This window comes from Salinivibrio socompensis S35 (assembly GCF_000513715.1).
Classification (GTDB): domain Bacteria; phylum Pseudomonadota; class Gammaproteobacteria; order Enterobacterales; family Vibrionaceae; genus Salinivibrio; species Salinivibrio socompensis.
In genome coordinates this window covers 1-14855 of record NZ_AQOD01000008.1, presented here as the reverse complement: position 1 = coordinate 14855, position 14855 = coordinate 1, and the positions used below count along the sequence as shown (strand labels likewise).

The window sequence follows — 14855 nt, the reverse complement described above, 5'->3', positions numbered from 1 at the left end:
TCAGCTTTTATTGCAGCTTCGGTTAGCTGTTTGATCAAAGGTGTTAAGACGCCATCTTTGCCAGTAACACCTTTGCCACTACGAAGCGCTTCTAGGGCAGCTTCCATATCGAGTTCTATTTTCTTGTCGGTCATGTATCATTCCTCTTTCGACCATTCTAACGAAATGACACAGAATTCTGAACACTACCGATTGGTGGGCTGGCGTAACTTGAATCAGAGTGGTAACTTTATGTATTAATTGGATTTTTATGGTTTGACTTTGGTGTGGTATACCATTGGGTGTATCTAAAGTACGGACTGTATCAAGAGTCCACAATGAGACACCCAATCAATGTATGTCTAGTCTATAACAGATTACTGTCGAGGAGTGACCTCTACTTGTCTGTGCTGTTTACTGGGTACGACTTCTTGTCGTTAATCCTCTCCAAGAGATCTTAGTACGGCAGAGTTCGCATGGATCGCTGTGGTATCAAACAGTGGCACATTAGTGTGCTTTTGCTGAACAAGTAGCGCAATTTCCGTGCAACCTAGGATCACCGCCTCCGCCCCTTCATGCTTCAGTTTATCTATTACCTTCAGGTAAACATCACGAGATTGCTCAGTAATGATACCTTGACACAGCTCTTCGTAGATAATGTTGTGGACCGTGTTTTTAAGTAGCGCCAAGCTTTGGAAAAATGTGACGTTCCAGAGAGCGCCATATATCGGTCGCGTATCCCTCAGTCACTTGCTCTTTTTTCAGCTCGAACCACTGGTAGGCGACTTTCTCTACCGTATGTTCGGTGAGCGCAATCTCTTGCCTTTGTTGCTCTTCACGGTATTCCTTAGGATCGATGTTTTGAGCGAGGAGGGCTCTTGCATCCATGGTCGCTTTACGCGCTTGAGAGAGGGTAACAGTGGGATAGGCACCGAGGCTGAGTTGGTGCGCTTTTTGGTGAATGGACGCAGGTAATTAAAAAGCCAAAGCTTAGAGCCGGTTGGTTTAACTCTTAGTCTGAGCCCGTCGCCATCATAGAGTAGGTACTCTTTCTCTTCTGGCGTTGCCGCTTTTATCTTCTTATCCGTAAGCTTAGCTATGATTTTAGCCATAATGGGTACACCTCTCAGCCTCCATTTTTATCAGTGTACACCTCGGTGTACCTAAAAATCAAAGCGGTTGGTGGACCTCTATGGACCTTGATGAACGCTAAGTTATTGATCTTTCGTTATTTTAGGCAATAAAAAAGACGTCCGTGGACGTCTTTGAATATAAAATTGGTGGAGCTGGCGGGAGTTGAACCCGCGTCCAGAATCAGTCTAACCAATGGCGCTACATGCTTAGTTTGTCTTTAATCTCGTCAGAGTGCTGCGGACAAACACGCCACACAAAGACATACCCAACTTATGTTTAACGCTTCAGCTTTTGGGTCAAAGCGTCCACGCGATCCTGTTTGATTTTGACTATCCTGATTCCCCGTCCTACAGGCGAAGGCTAGGGAGGATAGGCACTCAGCAGGTTATTAAGCTGCTAGTGCGTAGTTTTCGTCGTTTGCGACTATTTTTTTGCGGCTTTTTACGAGGCCAACCGCCCCTCGGCATGCTCCACGGGCCTTCTCAATCCTGTCGAATCCTGAATCAGCCCCAGAGTGTGACGGCAGAGTCTAACACATTGATCTGCCGCGTCAACGATTACCGCGTTGCGTGTTTCATGATCCTGGATTTCTGACGCTGCCAGTCTCTGTCTTTCGCGGTATCACGTTTATCATGTAATTTTTTACCTTTCGCTAAGCCTATCTTGAGCTTAGCAAACGATTTTTTCCAGTATAAGGACAATGCCACCACGGTGAAACCGTCTCGATTAACCTTCCCCAATAAAGTATCAAGCTCCCGCCGCTTGAGCAAGAGTTTACGGGTGCGCTGCGGGTCAGCGACCACATGCGTGGAGGCAACATTCAGCGGGGTGATCGTTGCCCCGAACAAAAAGGCTTCCCCGTCTTTGAGCAACACATAGCTTTCGCTGATATTGGCTTTGCCCGATCGAAGTGCTTTCACTTCCCAACCTTGCAGCTCAAGTCCCGCTTCGAAATCATCTTCAATAAAGTATTCAAAGCGTGCTTTTTTGTTCAGCGCAATGGTGTTGCTACTTGCTTTGTTCTTTGCGTTTTTCTTAGCCATAGTCCGAGCATTATAAAGGCGATGTGTCGAAGAATGAAAGGATTATCGCATGCTGTAAGACAAACCGCATGACTTTCTTAGGGATGTTAGCCGCTAACATTGGTGAAAGACGGTCTCAGTGGTATTATTTCGCGGTTAACTTGAAGGAGTCCCTATGCCGCAAATCATCCGCTCGGCTTTAGTGCCGTACAGTGCTGAGCAAATGTTTGCCTTGGTGAACGATGTTGAAGCTTACCCAGAATTTTTACCTGGATGTGTGAGTACTCGTTTGATCGAGCACACAGACTCGACCATGGTCGCTTCATTGGACGTGGCCAAAGCGGGCATAAAAAAGACGTTTACGACTAAAAATTACTTAGTCGGTAATACGCGCATTGATATGACCTTAGTCGACGGCCCGTTTAAGCGTTTAGGCGGGGGGTGGCAATTTACGCCGTTGTCGAGTGAGGCGTGTAAGATAGAGTTAAACCTTGAGTTTGAATTCACTAATCGCCTGGTTGAAGCTGCGTTTGGGCGCATTTTTAGTGAGTTAACCAGCAGTATGGTAAAAGCGTTTACAGAGCGAGCGAAAGACATCTATGGGTGAAGAGACACTCCTGCATGTGGAAGTGGTGTACCCGCTACCGAATGAGCAACGCATCTTTAATTGTGTCGTCAAGGCTGACACGAATGTCGAAGAGATTATCCGTCAATCGGGTGTATTGAGCGCGTATGCTGACATCGATCTTTCCACCAACAAAGTGGGTATTTTTAGCCGACCGGTTAAGCTCGACGCGCAAGTGCGTGATGGTGATCGGATTGAGATCTATCGGCCACTCCAAGCTGATCCAAAAGAAATTCGCCGCCGCCGAGCGGAACGAGCGAAACAAGAGGGTAAGGCGGATCCGGTTACAGGTGGACGGGTTGATACCAAGCGTAAGCGTTAACTGCCAAACACGAATAAGTGGCCTCGCCCAGGTAATAGACGAAAACAACAAAGGCGCCGGTAACTTGGTGCCTTTGGTTTTAATGAGGTAAGGGGGCGATCAATACAACGCGATAATCACCGGGGAGGTAGCGCTTCAACGAGTCGACAACTGTAATTGCTTATTGTACGGCCTCAAAAAACTGGTCGCCCGGGTCATAATCACCACTCATGCTTACTAATTGATTATTATCATCAAACGAGAGCACTAAATCTTTTTGCGTTGGATCTTCGTGGCCCGGCTGTTGCCACTGTACGAAGTACCAAGTGTTCGGGTATCCAGATTCAACCAGCATTGGTGGGCCGAGGAGGAATTTAACCTGCTCTTTGGTCATGCCAAACTTTAATGAGTCGACGGCTTTTTCTTCAATATAGTTGCCTTGATTGATATCTATACGATAAACCAGTTTTTCGGCATAAGAGCAACCCATAATGGCAATGGCCATTAGAGAGGATACGGCGGTTTTAGTCCAACCCATAGTTAACATCTTCACTGTCTCATTGATGGCAAATCACGTCACTCAGTACGTTTGCAAGCGGTGCATAGCGCGTCGAGTATAAACAAGCAGAGAATATATGTAAAAAACCTGCCAACGACTAGCGTTTGGAGGGACATAACGTGAAAAAGTTCGCAATGGGAAAAGAAATAATCGAGGAAAGTAGACCACGCACACTTCCCTCGATGGAACATCGCTATCGCAGCGACTGTTTTTCAATCAGCAATGAGCGGGTTTTAAGCAGCAATGAGCAGATCCTCGGCATTAGCCAATGTACGCTCGGTAATTTCACTACCACCAAGCAAACGGGCCAACTCGTTAATACGTGCGGTATAGTCGAGTGGGTACATACGGGTAGTGGTACTGCCTTGGTCGGTATCTTTGGCGACAAACATTTGCTGGTGACCGCAGCCAGCAACTTGTGGCAAATGTGTCACACACATTACTTGGGTCGACTCGCCAAGCTGGCGTAATAATTGACCCACAATGGCGGCGGTTGGCCCGCTAATACCGACATCAACCTCGTCAAAGATAAGGCTCGGCGTTTCCACTTTTTGTGCGGTAATCACTTGAATGGCGAGGGAGATCCGCGATAGCTCACCGCCAGACGCGACTTTTGCGAGCGGCTGTAAGGGTTGGCCAGGGTTTGTAGACACTAAAAACGTGATCGCATCGCCACCCAATGGACTTAGGTGAGTCTCTGCTTTGTTTTCAACTTGGATCTCAAAGCTGCCATGCTCCATGCTGAGTTGGTGCATGCTTTCGGTAATGCGTTTATTGAGCTCTTTGGCATAACGGTAACGACTTTTGCTGAGTTTTTCTGCCGTGTCTAAACAGTCTGCGAATTGCTTGTCGACTTCTGCTTGAAGCTGTTCAATGGCTTCATCATTGTGCGCGAGCTTCTCTAGCTCCTTTATCAACTGTTGGTGTGTACTATACAGCGCCTCCGGTTGAACATGGTGTTTGCGTGACAAACTCATGATGGTGCCCATGCGATCATCTAAATACTGTAAACGTTGTGGGTCCATGTCGAGCTGATCAAGATAACGCGAGATTTCTTGACTGGTTTCCTGGGTTTGAATCCTGGCTTCTTCTAGCATTTCTGCCAGTGGGAAAAAGTGGTTATCGAGCGTGGCCAACTCATTCAAACGTTGTTGCGCAGCGGTTAGCAGGCCAAGTGTATTACTCTCTTCACTATCGCAGAGCAGATCGACCACAGCCTGGCTTGTCATGGCGATATCACCACTATTAGACAAGCGCTTATGTTCTTCTTCAATCTGCTGATATTCGTCTTCACCAAGCGCTAGCTCATTGAGCTCGCCCACTTGGTACTCAAGCAGTTGTTGTTGTGCTTCGATATCATCTTTTTTCTTCACCAGCGCTTTTAGCTCGTTTTTTGTACGTCGCCAACGTTGATAGCGCGTTGCCATTTTATCAAGCAATGATTGATGGCCAGCATATTGATCAAGCAACGTAATTTGGTGCTCAGGGCGTAACAGTCGTTGGTGCGCGTGTTGACCGTGAATATTGATCAACAGTTGTCCGAGTGCTTTTTGCTGTGAAGCAGGCACTGGGTTGCCATTGATATAAGCCCGTGACCGTCCTTCTTTGGTGATCACACGTCTTAAAATACAGTCGTCACCATCTTCCAGTTCGTTATCTTGTAGCCAGCGCCGTGCAGCACTATTTTGTTCCAAGGTAAAACTGGTTGATATTTCAGCGCGCTTTTCTCCTGGGCGCACCATATTGGCATCGGCGCGATCCCCTAGGCACAAGCCCAGCGCATCAATAGAAATAGATTTACCTGCCCCGGTTTCACCGGTTATCGCCGTCATGCCTTTACTAAACTCCAGCTCCAAGGATTTAACGATGGCAAAGTTTTGAATGGTTATATCGGCTAACATAGGAAAACACCTGTATCTATCAACAACTGTGTATAGATACAGTATATACTGTTTTTTCATCCAGTGAACACTGTTCAGAGATAATTATTGTGAATGGGATGAGGTGCACAAAAAATGGACAAAGAACACGTGCGCTTGTTTTGAGTGCAGAGAGGAAATAGAGAGCCAAGGCTGATAGAAGCAATAGACAGCTTCAGAATAGTTTCGATGACCAGCCAAGTTTGTTACGTAACGTGTTGTAATAATTGTAGTCTTGAGGATGAATTAATTTGAGCGTGGCTGGGCTTTTGTAAATATGCACCTCATCGCCGGGATTGACTGGTAACGAAACTTGCCCGTCACAACTGACTTCCAATGTTCCGCGGTTATCGGGAGAGACTAATAATTTAATCCGGCGATTGCCATCAACCACCAAAGGCCGACTCGAAAGGGTATGAGGGAACATCGGGACTAAAGAAATGGCATTGAGGCTGGGTGATAAGATGGGGCCGCCGCCTGATAAGCTATATGCGGTCGAGCCGGTTGGCGTTGAAATAATGATCCCATCTGAGCGCTGCGAAAATGCAAAATGTTCATCAATATACACCTCAAACTCAATCATGTGAGCGACTTGTCCCGGGTGTAGAACGGCCTCGTTGAGGGAAGCATTATGGCTTTTAACCTGATCGTGACGATGGATCTCAGTCTCAAGCAAAAAGCGATCTTCTTCGATGTGGTCGCCACTTAAAACGGCGTCTAGCGCATTTTCAAAGGCGTCGGGATCAAGGTCGGTTAAAAAACCTAAATTACCTCGGTTCACACCAATCACTTTTATATCGCATCGTGATAGCACGCGAGCGGCACCCAGCATATTGCCGTCGCCACCGATGACAACCGCAAGATCCGCGTGCTGACCAATATTAACCAAATCCAAATAATGCGCGTCGGGTAGCCCTAAATTAGTACTCAAGCGTGTATCAAAACACACTTCGTAACCGCGTTCGGTTAGCCAGTGGTAAAGAGCAATGTGTGTATTTATCGCATCTGGGTTTCGAGGTTTACCAATTAAGGCAATGCGCTGGAATGGTGTCGACATAATCAGAGTCCCATTGTTATTTGTGCCCAGTATAACGCGGTAAAAAAAGGATTGTCGTGATTTGCGTAATATGGGCGGTTGAATCATAAAGATTCATCCCCATAATACTTCCACAATCAAGTTAAACAGTCCCAGTGGCGCGCTGGGCAATGCCATTTGTGTCGGAGTGATCATGAGCGAAGAACAGAAAGTAAAGCAAGAGCAAGAAGCGATGAAAGATGCGCAAGCTGCTGAAGGCAAAGATGCAGAGCAACAGGCAAGCGGTGGTGCAAACATTGAGCAAGAGGAAACCGAAGCATGATTGCACGCATTACAGAGTTAGAAGCGGCGCTTGAAGCCAGTGAAGCCAAAGTGCAAGAGCAACAAGATAGCGTGCTTCGTGCTCGAGCTGACGTTGACAATATGCGTCGTCGCTCAGAGCAAGAAGTAGAGAAAGCGCGAAAGTTTGCTCTGGAGAAATTTGCCAGTGAGTTGCTGCCAGTGATCGACAACCTTGAGCGTGCTGTCGAGATGGCGGACAAGGAAGATGAAACGATCAAACCAATGCTTGAAGGGGTCGAGCTGACGCTAAAAACCATGATGGATACCATTGATAAGTTTGGTTTGAAGGCTATCAATCCACAAGGACAACCCTTTAATCCTGAGCTTCACCAAGCCATGACGATCCAAGAAAGTGCTGAACACGAGCCAAACACCGTCATGATGGTGATGCAAAAAGGCTATGAATTAAATGGTCGCGTAGTGCGTCCAGCCATGGTGATGGTATCGAAAGCGGCACAAGGTAACGTCGACGAAAAAGCGTAATTCTAATAAGGGCATAGTCAGTCAAGCTGTTAATCCGCTTGCGGTGCGTGAGTGACGCACAGGAATTTTTTTGCTGCTAGCCCTTGAAAAGTATCTTGCTGCCCTTATTTAAGCGGCAGCACCAAATAAAAATTTGCGGTGAGGGGGTTGAACCTCTCACAGTTACCCCCCACATAAGGGGTAACGAATTACAGCCACAGAACGAATTTCGGAGAGCACCAGATGGGTAAAATCATTGGTATTGACTTGGGTACAACCAACTCATGTGTCGCCGTACTTGACGGTGAAAAAACGCGCGTAATTGAAAACGCAGAGGGTGATCGTACAACGCCATCCGTTATCGCTTACACACAAGATGGTGAAACACTTGTCGGTCAGCCTGCGAAGCGCCAGGCGGTGACAAACCCAGAAAACACGCTGTACGCGATTAAGCGTTTGATCGGTCGCCGCTTCGAAGATGAAGAAGTACAGCGCGACATCAGTATTATGCCTTTCAAAATTGTTAAGGCGGATAACGGTGATGCTTGGGTTGAAGCTAAAGGTCAAAAAATGGCCGCGCCACAAGTATCAGCGGAAGTGTTGAAAAAAATGAAGAAGACCGCTGAAGACTTCCTCGGTGAGGAAGTGACTGGCGCGGTAATTACTGTTCCTGCTTACTTTAACGATTCTCAGCGTCAGGCAACGAAAGACGCAGGTCGTATTGCAGGGCTAGAAGTTAAACGCATCATTAACGAGCCAACAGCTGCAGCGCTGGCTTACGGCCTTGATAAGAAAGGTGGCGACCGCACTATCGCGGTTTATGACTTGGGTGGCGGTACCTTCGATATCTCTATCATCGAAATTGATGAAGTCGACGGCGAGCAAACCTTCGAAGTATTGGCAACCAACGGTGACACCCATCTTGGCGGTGAAGACTTCGATAACCGTCTCATCACTTACTTAGTCGATGAATTTAAGAAAGAGCAAGGCATCGACCTGCGTCAAGATCCGCTAGCCATGCAGCGTGTTAAAGAAGCCGCTGAGAAAGCGAAGATTGAGCTGTCTTCAGCACAGCAAACCGACGTCAATCTACCTTATGTGACCGCGGACGCAACGGGTCCTAAGCACATGAATATCAAGATTACTCGTGCGAAGCTTGAATCATTGGTTGAAGATCTGGTTCAACGTTCACTCGAACCAATGAAAGTAGCTTTGGCTGACGCAGAGCTATCGGTTGATGAAATCACTGACGTTATTTTGGTAGGTGGTCAAACTCGCATGCCTATGGTTCAGTCAAAAGTTGCCGAGTACTTTGGTAAGGATGCACGTAAAGACGTGAACCCGGACGAAGCGGTTGCGATGGGTGCGGCTGCACAAGGTGGTGTTCTGTCGGGTGACGTTAAAGACGTACTCCTCCTTGACGTAACGCCACTGTCGCTGGGTATCGAAACCATGGGCGGTGTGATGACTAAGTTGATTGAGAAAAACACCACGATCCCGACGAAGGCGAATCAGGTGTTCTCAACGGCTGAAGACAACCAAAGCGCGGTAACGATTCATGTGATTCAAGGTGAGCGTAAGCAAGCCATGCATAACAAATCACTGGGTCAGTTTAACCTAGAAGGTATTCAGCCAGCGCCTCGTGGCACGCCACAAATCGAAGTGACCTTCGACTTGAACGCTGACGGTATATTGAACGTGTCTGCGGCCGATAAGCAAACGGGTCAAGAGCAGAAGATCACTATCCAAGCGTCTGGTGGTCTAAGCGACGAAGACGTCGAGAAGATGGTCCAAGAAGCTGAAGCTAACAAAGAAGCGGACAAAAAGTTCGAAGAGTTAGTGACTGCTCGTAACCAAGCTGACCAGCTGGTTCATGGTACGCGTAAGCAAATGGACGAAGCGGGCGATAAACTACCTGCCGAAGACAAAGAGACAATCGAAACAGCCATTTCTGAGCTGGAAACCGCACGCAACGGTGAAGATAAAGAAGACATCGATGCGAAGGTTCAAGCACTGGTTGCTGCTTCATCAAAACTGATGGAAATTGCCCAGCAGCAAGCTCAAGATGAGCAGGCGCAAGACGCCGGTGCTGACTCAGCGAAACAAGACGATGACGTTGTCGATGCTGAGTTCGAAGAAGTTAAAGACGACGACAAGAAGTAAGCGAAAGCACTGTCGTTAATAAGCACGGGCGTAGGGGAGCAATCTCCTTCGCCCGTCGTTTTATCAAACAGTGATTGGAACGTCTTTGTTTTGTTGACGTAAACAGGTGCAGTCAGACCATGTCTAAAAGAGATTTATATGAAGTGCTCGGCTTAAGCCGCGATGCAAGCGAGCGCGATGTTAAAAAAGCCTATAAGCGGCTGGCGATGAAGTATCACCCAGACCGTAACAAGGGCGATGATGCCGACGAAAAATTTAAAGAAGTGAAGTTGGCGTACGAAGTACTGACCGATCCGCAAAAACGTGCAGCCTACGACCAATATGGGCATGCGGCCTTTGAGCAAGGCGGTATGGGAAGTGGCGGCTTTGGCGGCGGTGGCGCTGACTTCAGCGATATTTTTGGTGACGTATTCGGCGATATATTCGGCGGAGGGCGTCGCGGTGGTCAGCAACGCGCGCAACGTGGTGCCGATTTACGCTACAACATGGAGCTAACGCTAGAAGAAGCGGTCCGTGGCGTCAGCAAAGAGATCGAGGTGCCCACCTATGTCGGATGTTCGACATGTGATGGTAGCGGTGCGAAACCGGGCTCTAAGAAGCAAACCTGTGGCACCTGTAACGGGATTGGCCAAGTACAAATGCGTCAGGGCTTCTTCGCTGTTCAGCAGGCCTGCCCGACGTGTCACGGCAGCGGTACCATTATCAAAGACCCTTGTAACAGCTGCCACGGTCAAGGCCGTGTCAAAGAAACGAAGCAGCTGAATGTGAAAATTCCTGCGGGGGTTGATACTGGTGATCGTATTCGCTTATCCGGTGAAGGTGAAGCAGGAGAAAATGGTGCGCCAGCGGGCGATTTATACGTCCAAGTACACGTTCGTGAGCACCATATTTTCACCCGTGATGGCAACAACCTGTATTGTGAAGTGCCAGTTAGCTTCACAATGGCCGCGTTAGGTGGCGAAGTTGAAGTGCCAACGCTGGATGGCCGTGTCAGTCTAAAAGTGCCGGCAGAAACCCAAACGGGCCGTATGTTCCGTATGCGTGGTAAAGGGGTGCAGTCTGTTCGTGGCGGCGGTATGGGTGACCTGATCTGTAAGATGGTTGTCGAAACGCCTGTTAACTTAAGCAGCCGTCAAAAAGAGTTACTTCAAGAGCTTGAAGAGTCTTTCAGCGGCAGCGAAGCGAAAAAGCACAAGCCGAAGTCAGAAGGTTTCTTTGACGGTGTCAAAAAGTTCTTTGATGATCTGACTGGTTAAACGACTGAACCTCGCGCGCCATGACCACGAATCATACAATACGCAAATAATCAGTCGTCATAAAAAAGCCAGCCTCGTGCTGGCTTTTTTAATGCCTGACGAAAACACATTCTTTGGATGAGCTTGCGGTAAAGGACAAGATGCGTTTGATGAAGTAGAGGTTATCAGTCCATTAGCATACAGCACCAAGGTTGCGCATGGATCATCGGTTTGTGAATGATCTGATCGAGGGTAAGCAAGGATCTTATATGCGTCCTTCCCACCTTGAATTTCGAATCGATAATCAGGCGATAACTGACAATCAGCACAGAGTGCTTTTGTTTCTAACGTGGCTGCGTCTGATACGGAGGGATATTGCTCCGCCGTAATAAACTGCTGCTCTATCCAGGCTTGTAGCTGAATTAAATGTCGCGTCGCTGCTTGGCGTGTCTGTCGTTGTTGATACTCGGCATAACTGGGTATCGCAATCCCTGCGAGTGTTGCAATGATGGCTAACACAAGCATCATTTCGATCAATGTCACTCCATGTTGTAAATAGCGACAAGAATATAAACGCATTTTCATGGGTCCCTCGAAGGTTGGGTCACTAAAACGTCATCCAGCCTAGGACAATGGTACTCTCGTCATCAATTGGTGGGCGATTAACTTGGGAGGCAGTATGCGTTTTATCCCTCATCAGAAGCGACTTTCTCATGGCTTTACTTTAATTGAGTCACTGATCGCGCTTGTTGTGCTGGCGATTACGTGCAGCATAGCGTTCCCTAGTTTTCAAAAAGCACGCCAAACTATTTTGGTTGCCAATCAGAGCGCCGCACTGACCAGTTTATTTCAGTTGGCACAAAGCAGAGCGGTGAAAGAAAATCGCCCGTATATTGTCAGCCTTGTCAGTGACAACGATATCGACTGCATCATTGCTAAAGAAAAAGCACCTGCCATGATCCACGCCTCAGCGAGTCAGTCAACACAACCACTTAACTGCCACCAAACGAAAGCGTTGATGGTTAGGTTGGATAAACACGTCACGGTGAAACAAAAAGGGGAGCAAGGGTGGAAAGCACAGACAGACGGCGATTTGTTCAGCATTGATTTTCGTACACAGCGGCCAAACATCAATCTCACTCTCGGGTTAGGTGCGAAGGAGACCAAACAGCCAGACTACTTGGTGCAAGTCCGTCAGTACCTCGGTTTTGGTCATTGTAAAAACAAGAGTCAAAACGATGCGTGTAGTTAATCAATTTGGTTATAGCTTGATAGAACTGCTCATTGGTTTGTCTGTCAGTGTCATGGTCACGCTGGCAGCATTGTCACTGATGACCTCTGCCACTGTGACCCAAACACGCCTTGATGCAAAAACCAGCTTATCGCTGGAGCTTAGCCGCCTAATGACCATGATAGAGTCCGATATCAGCCGAGCGGGATTATGCTATCAGTGTGGTGATGCGACACCTTTTAAAACGGGTGACCATCTTGTTCTTATCGACGATATTGACGCTAATAGAGAGGGGCAGTGTATTCGCTTTGCCTATCAGCAAACCAGTGTCATCGCACCGCTGAAAAAAGATCGAGATGATGTCAAAGGATTTCGGTTCGATGGGCAAAATCAGGCAATTGAAATATACGAAAATCATAAGGATATAGCCAATTGGTCGTGTCAGTCCGGTTACTGGCGAGATATTTCTTCACGAGACATTGTTATTAATGCACTCAACTTTAAGCGCAAAGAAGCGACCACGCCTAGTAAACGCATAGTCACATCCTTAACAATCACGTTATCTGCAGCATTAAAAAATGCCCCGCATACGCAAGAAACGCTATCTCGAACCATGGTTTTGCATAACACAATGGATCTGCTATGAAGAAGGCACAAGCCGGAATTGCGACGCTGGTTGTGGTGGCAAGTATTGCTTTGATCGCACTGCTTATAGTGTTTGGTGTTAGTCAACGTGCGATTAATGATATTCAGCAGGCACAGGCACGGATCAAAACGCAAGAGTATCTCTCCAGAGCTTGGGCGGGATTAGATTGTGCGGTTGCCAAAATTCATCAAGAGGGTCTCGATCTCTCCTCCGGTGATGCGAATAAAGGACTGAACCAACTGTCTGAGTGCCAAGGTGTGGCAGGGAGTCAGTTGCGGTTAGCGCGTTGGCCAAACAATCACTCATTGTGGCGGCTAAGTAGCCACTCACATCAGCAGCAGGTTGGGGTAACATTGCAAGGCGCGGGAGGCGGTCGTGCGGCGGCGTTTGCCACATCAGGTTCGGCGTTGTTTTATGGCGCGAATGAGTGGCGGCCGGCGAAAGGAAAAAAGCGTGAGGATGGCCGTTATGAGTGTCAGTCCATTATTGCCGGTGGTGATGTGAGGATTAGTCCCCGAAAGCCAGGTGAAAACAACCCGAAAGACAAAAGCAAGGATAGTAAAAATAATTTTACCGTCAGTTTAGGAGGAGGTGATGAATGCGCGCCTGAGTATAAAACTGAGGTGCTTGACTACAAAGTGGCAGATAGTACCGATGATACAGGTGCGCTGCTGAAACAAGATGTGAAAACCAACGTCGAGGAGATGGATTTATTCAAAGACTTCTTTGGTGTACCTCGTTCCCAGTGGCAGCTTGCTAAAAAACAATTCATCGAACAAGGTGGGGTAGAAGTCGACACGCACGGCGAGGTATCTAAATGTTTTAAAACGTTAGTAGAGTCAGTGAAGCAAGCAAAAGGACAACCTAACGTAAAAGTGTGGGTGAATGGCCCTTGTGATTTAAGTCGAGGGGGAAAGGCAAAATTACCTAGTAACCCGCCGATCTTACTGGTTGTACAAGACGGTATTATGGCGCTACGTGGTGCGATTTCTCCCTTTAATGGTGTGGTCTATCAATTTAATCCCACGCTGAACGCGAATGAGTTTGCTAGGCAATGGGGCATGGAAAGCTCTCAGGATAGGCAGATGTCATGCACCCACAGTGATGCGACGATTCGTGAGCTTTGCCAGCATATTATTGCCAATGTGAAAGATCCTCAGCAGGCAAGTCGTGTTCCCTTTTGGTTTGACGGCAGCTTTCAAGCCAATGGCGCGTTTATCATTGATGTGCCGGATGGTAACACGGTGGTGAATGGTTCACTGGTAGCGAATTATGATGATGGCAATAAAAGTACAAGTTTTGAGGGGATCGGACAGTTAAGACCATTACTAAATAGCTACTATAATCTGACACCACCTAGCGGAGGGTAGGGAGATGCAGCCTGAATATGGATTCTCATTTTTAGAAATACTGATATCTCTGGTACTGGTATCGGTGGCTAGCTTGGGACTATATACCATCACGGCCGATATTGAGGTAAAGCAACATAATGCACTGCTAGCGGAAGGTGCAATGCACATTGTGAATGACCAGCTTGATCATTGGCGTCTAATTAATACGGATGCCCCGTGCACAGCAAGTCATGAGGAAAAGATTCAGCTGGCGAATATCACAGGGTGTTTGATTAATACAGAAGATACGCCTTACCAGCTCGAAGCGAAAACAACAAAAACTTTCACGGGAGTGACAGGACCATATGCAAAAGAAATAGAGGCGATAGTGAGTTGGAAAGATAACCGTGATGTTTCTCAGTCGTTAATCTTCTATTTTACGGCCTCTGTTTATCGACATAGCTAGGGCGATAATCCTTGAAACAATACGTTAGTTAGCCTCTTTGTATGTTTTTTGCGCGCCTGAAATATTTTTATTCAAAAAACCCTTGCGCCAAAAAATTACCTCTCTATAATGCGCTCTCGTTGGCACGGTAAGCCGCGCTAACAACGGCAATACAGACAAGCAAAACAAAATGCTTGACTCCATGTCAAAGTGGCGTATTATGCCACTCCTGCTCAACGATGAGCGGCGCTCTTTAACAATTTGACCTATGCAATCTGTGTGGGCACTCGTTGAGAATAGACAAAAAGATTTATTCGATACACTGAGTGACCAATACGATACAACTTTTATAGTTGTTCGGCACAGTCAATTCGTTTGTCTCGTAAGAGATAAACAAAACAGTAGTTATCGAGCYGTTTGTCTTT

15 protein-coding genes, 1 other RNA gene and 4 pseudogenes are annotated in these 14855 nt (G+C 47.3%); 10 read left to right on the top strand and 10 right to left on the bottom strand.

Annotated features, from left to right (window positions below):
• The 6 genes and pseudogenes from DZ54_RS27285 to smpB all read right to left on the bottom strand — a co-directional run.
• Positions 1–134, bottom strand: a pseudogene (locus DZ54_RS27285) (IS256 family transposase); the annotation flags it as partial.
• A gap of 282 nt (positions 135–416) precedes the next feature.
• Positions 417–656 (bottom strand): annotated as a pseudogene (locus DZ54_RS0101040) (aspartate/glutamate racemase family protein); the annotation flags it as partial.
• The gene (locus tag DZ54_RS25710; protein WP_025672812.1) at positions 655–867 is read right to left on the bottom strand and encodes a phage integrase central domain-containing protein; all 213 of its coding nucleotides are present in this window, start codon (positions 865–867) and stop codon (positions 655–657) included. The pseudogene DZ54_RS0101040 and the gene DZ54_RS25710, both read right to left, overlap by 2 nt.
• Positions 868–1091 (bottom strand): annotated as a pseudogene (locus DZ54_RS27280) (integrase arm-type DNA-binding domain-containing protein); the annotation flags it as partial. It abuts the gene before it with no gap.
• Between the two features lie 166 nt (positions 1092–1257).
• Positions 1258–1624: a transfer-messenger RNA gene (gene ssrA / locus DZ54_RS23880) on the bottom strand.
• 46 nt (positions 1625–1670) lie between these two features.
• Positions 1671–2156, bottom strand: a complete 486-nt coding sequence (gene smpB / locus DZ54_RS0101030) for an SsrA-binding protein SmpB (protein ID WP_025672811.1) — start codon at positions 2154–2156, stop codon at positions 1671–1673.
• 154 nt (positions 2157–2310) lie between these two features.
• On the opposite strand from smpB, the gene DZ54_RS0101025 reads away from it, so the two are divergent.
• Together DZ54_RS0101025 and DZ54_RS0101020 are read left to right on the top strand one after the other, a co-directional pair.
• The gene (locus DZ54_RS0101025; RefSeq protein WP_025672810.1) at positions 2311–2742 is read left to right on the top strand and encodes an SRPBCC family protein; all 432 of its coding nucleotides are present in this window, start codon (positions 2311–2313) and stop codon (positions 2740–2742) included.
• Entirely contained in the window at positions 2735–3082 is a 348-nt protein-coding gene (locus DZ54_RS0101020) for an RnfH family protein (RefSeq protein ID WP_025672809.1), read from the top strand. Before DZ54_RS0101025 ends, DZ54_RS0101020 begins: the two co-directional genes overlap by 8 nt.
• Positions 3083–3242: 160 nt before the next feature.
• Here DZ54_RS0101020 and bamE read toward each other — a convergent pair whose 3' ends face one another.
• From bamE to nadK, 3 genes are all read right to left on the bottom strand, one after another.
• Complete coding sequence (bamE, locus tag DZ54_RS0101015) at positions 3243–3599, bottom strand: outer membrane protein assembly factor BamE (protein WP_025672808.1); 357 nt, start codon at positions 3597–3599, stop codon at positions 3243–3245.
• Between the two features lie 254 nt (positions 3600–3853).
• Complete coding sequence (gene recN, locus DZ54_RS0101010; RefSeq protein ID WP_025672807.1) at positions 3854–5521, bottom strand: DNA repair protein RecN; 1668 nt, start codon at positions 5519–5521, stop codon at positions 3854–3856.
• A gap of 193 nt (positions 5522–5714) precedes the next feature.
• Positions 5715–6596 carry an NAD(+) kinase gene (gene nadK / locus DZ54_RS0101005; RefSeq protein WP_025672806.1) on the bottom strand — a complete coding sequence of 294 codons (882 nt, stop codon included), beginning with the start codon at positions 6594–6596 and terminating at the stop codon, positions 5715–5717.
• A gap of 172 nt (positions 6597–6768) precedes the next feature.
• Here nadK and DZ54_RS27275 point away from each other — a divergent pair, with 172 nt between their 5' ends.
• The 4 genes and pseudogenes from DZ54_RS27275 (at position 6769) to dnaJ (ending at position 10798) form a co-directional block, all read left to right on the top strand.
• Complete coding sequence (locus DZ54_RS27275) at positions 6769–6897, top strand: hypothetical protein (RefSeq protein ID WP_420804825.1); 129 nt, start codon at positions 6769–6771, stop codon at positions 6895–6897.
• Positions 6898–6905: 8 nt separating this feature from the next.
• A pseudogene (gene grpE / locus DZ54_RS17900) lies at positions 6906–7400 on the top strand (nucleotide exchange factor GrpE); the annotation flags it as partial.
• 222 nt (positions 7401–7622) lie between these two features.
• Positions 7623–9542: a molecular chaperone DnaK gene (gene dnaK / locus DZ54_RS0100995; protein ID WP_025672805.1), complete on the top strand. Its 1920-nt coding sequence runs from the start codon at positions 7623–7625 to the stop codon at positions 9540–9542.
• 119 nt (positions 9543–9661) lie between these two features.
• The gene (gene dnaJ, locus DZ54_RS0100990; RefSeq protein ID WP_025672804.1) at positions 9662–10798 is read left to right on the top strand and encodes a molecular chaperone DnaJ; all 1137 of its coding nucleotides are present in this window, start codon (positions 9662–9664) and stop codon (positions 10796–10798) included.
• Between the two features lie 57 nt (positions 10799–10855).
• On the opposite strand, the gene DZ54_RS23155 is transcribed toward dnaJ, so the two are convergent.
• A complete protein-coding gene (locus DZ54_RS23155; protein WP_164831537.1) occupies positions 10856–11356 on the bottom strand; it encodes a type IV pilin protein in 501 nt (166 codons plus the stop codon).
• Positions 11357–11456: 100 nt separating this feature from the next.
• Between DZ54_RS23155 and DZ54_RS23150 the strand changes: the two genes are divergently transcribed.
• From DZ54_RS23150 to DZ54_RS0100965, 4 genes are read left to right on the top strand one after another with little or no spacing between them, the layout of a single operon-like run.
• The gene (locus tag DZ54_RS23150; RefSeq protein WP_025672802.1) at positions 11457–12029 is read left to right on the top strand and encodes a pilus assembly FimT family protein; all 573 of its coding nucleotides are present in this window, start codon (positions 11457–11459) and stop codon (positions 12027–12029) included.
• Positions 12016–12654, top strand: coding sequence for a PulJ/GspJ family protein (locus DZ54_RS0100975; RefSeq protein ID WP_025672801.1), 639 nt, complete (start codon positions 12016–12018; stop codon positions 12652–12654). The genes DZ54_RS23150 and DZ54_RS0100975 overlap by 14 nt, the downstream gene beginning before the upstream one ends.
• Positions 12651–14024, top strand: coding sequence for a hypothetical protein (locus DZ54_RS0100970; protein WP_025672800.1), 1374 nt, complete (start codon positions 12651–12653; stop codon positions 14022–14024). The genes DZ54_RS0100975 and DZ54_RS0100970 overlap by 4 nt, the downstream gene beginning before the upstream one ends.
• A gap of 4 nt (positions 14025–14028) precedes the next feature.
• A complete protein-coding gene (locus DZ54_RS0100965; RefSeq protein WP_025672799.1) occupies positions 14029–14451 on the top strand; it encodes a type IV pilus modification PilV family protein in 423 nt (140 codons plus the stop codon).
• Positions 14452–14855: the final 404 nt, after the last annotated feature.

What these genes read in the sequence shown, in the direction of transcription:
- DZ54_RS23155 (WP_164831537.1), bottom strand. Translation starts at nt 11,356, where the DNA reads ATGCGTTTATATTCTTGTCGCTATTTACAACATGGAGTGACATTGATC.
- DZ54_RS0100970 (WP_025672800.1), top strand. Translation starts at nt 12,651, where the DNA reads ATGAAGAAGGCACAAGCCGGAATTGCGACGCTGGTTGTGGTGGCAAGT.
- DZ54_RS0100975 (WP_025672801.1), top strand. Translation starts at nt 12,016, where the DNA reads ATGCGTGTAGTTAATCAATTTGGTTATAGCTTGATAGAACTGCTCATT.
- dnaJ (WP_025672804.1), top strand. Translation starts at nt 9,662, where the DNA reads ATGTCTAAAAGAGATTTATATGAAGTGCTCGGCTTAAGCCGCGATGCA.
- smpB (WP_025672811.1), bottom strand. Translation starts at nt 2,156, where the DNA reads ATGGCTAAGAAAAACGCAAAGAACAAAGCAAGTAGCAACACCATTGCG.
- DZ54_RS27275 (WP_420804825.1), top strand. Translation starts at nt 6,769, where the DNA reads ATGAGCGAAGAACAGAAAGTAAAGCAAGAGCAAGAAGCGATGAAAGAT.
- DZ54_RS0101020 (WP_025672809.1), top strand. Translation starts at nt 2,735, where the DNA reads ATGGGTGAAGAGACACTCCTGCATGTGGAAGTGGTGTACCCGCTACCG.
- recN (WP_025672807.1), bottom strand. Translation starts at nt 5,521, where the DNA reads ATGTTAGCCGATATAACCATTCAAAACTTTGCCATCGTTAAATCCTTG.
- bamE (WP_025672808.1), bottom strand. Translation starts at nt 3,599, where the DNA reads ATGGGTTGGACTAAAACCGCCGTATCCTCTCTAATGGCCATTGCCATT.
- DZ54_RS0101025 (WP_025672810.1), top strand. Translation starts at nt 2,311, where the DNA reads ATGCCGCAAATCATCCGCTCGGCTTTAGTGCCGTACAGTGCTGAGCAA.
- DZ54_RS25710 (WP_025672812.1), bottom strand. Translation starts at nt 867, where the DNA reads ATGGATGCAAGAGCCCTCCTCGCTCAAAACATCGATCCTAAGGAATAC.
- dnaK (WP_025672805.1), top strand. Translation starts at nt 7,623, where the DNA reads ATGGGTAAAATCATTGGTATTGACTTGGGTACAACCAACTCATGTGTC.
- nadK (WP_025672806.1), bottom strand. Translation starts at nt 6,596, where the DNA reads ATGTCGACACCATTCCAGCGCATTGCCTTAATTGGTAAACCTCGAAAC.
- DZ54_RS23150 (WP_025672802.1), top strand. Translation starts at nt 11,457, where the DNA reads ATGCGTTTTATCCCTCATCAGAAGCGACTTTCTCATGGCTTTACTTTA.
- DZ54_RS0100965 (WP_025672799.1), top strand. Translation starts at nt 14,029, where the DNA reads ATGCAGCCTGAATATGGATTCTCATTTTTAGAAATACTGATATCTCTG.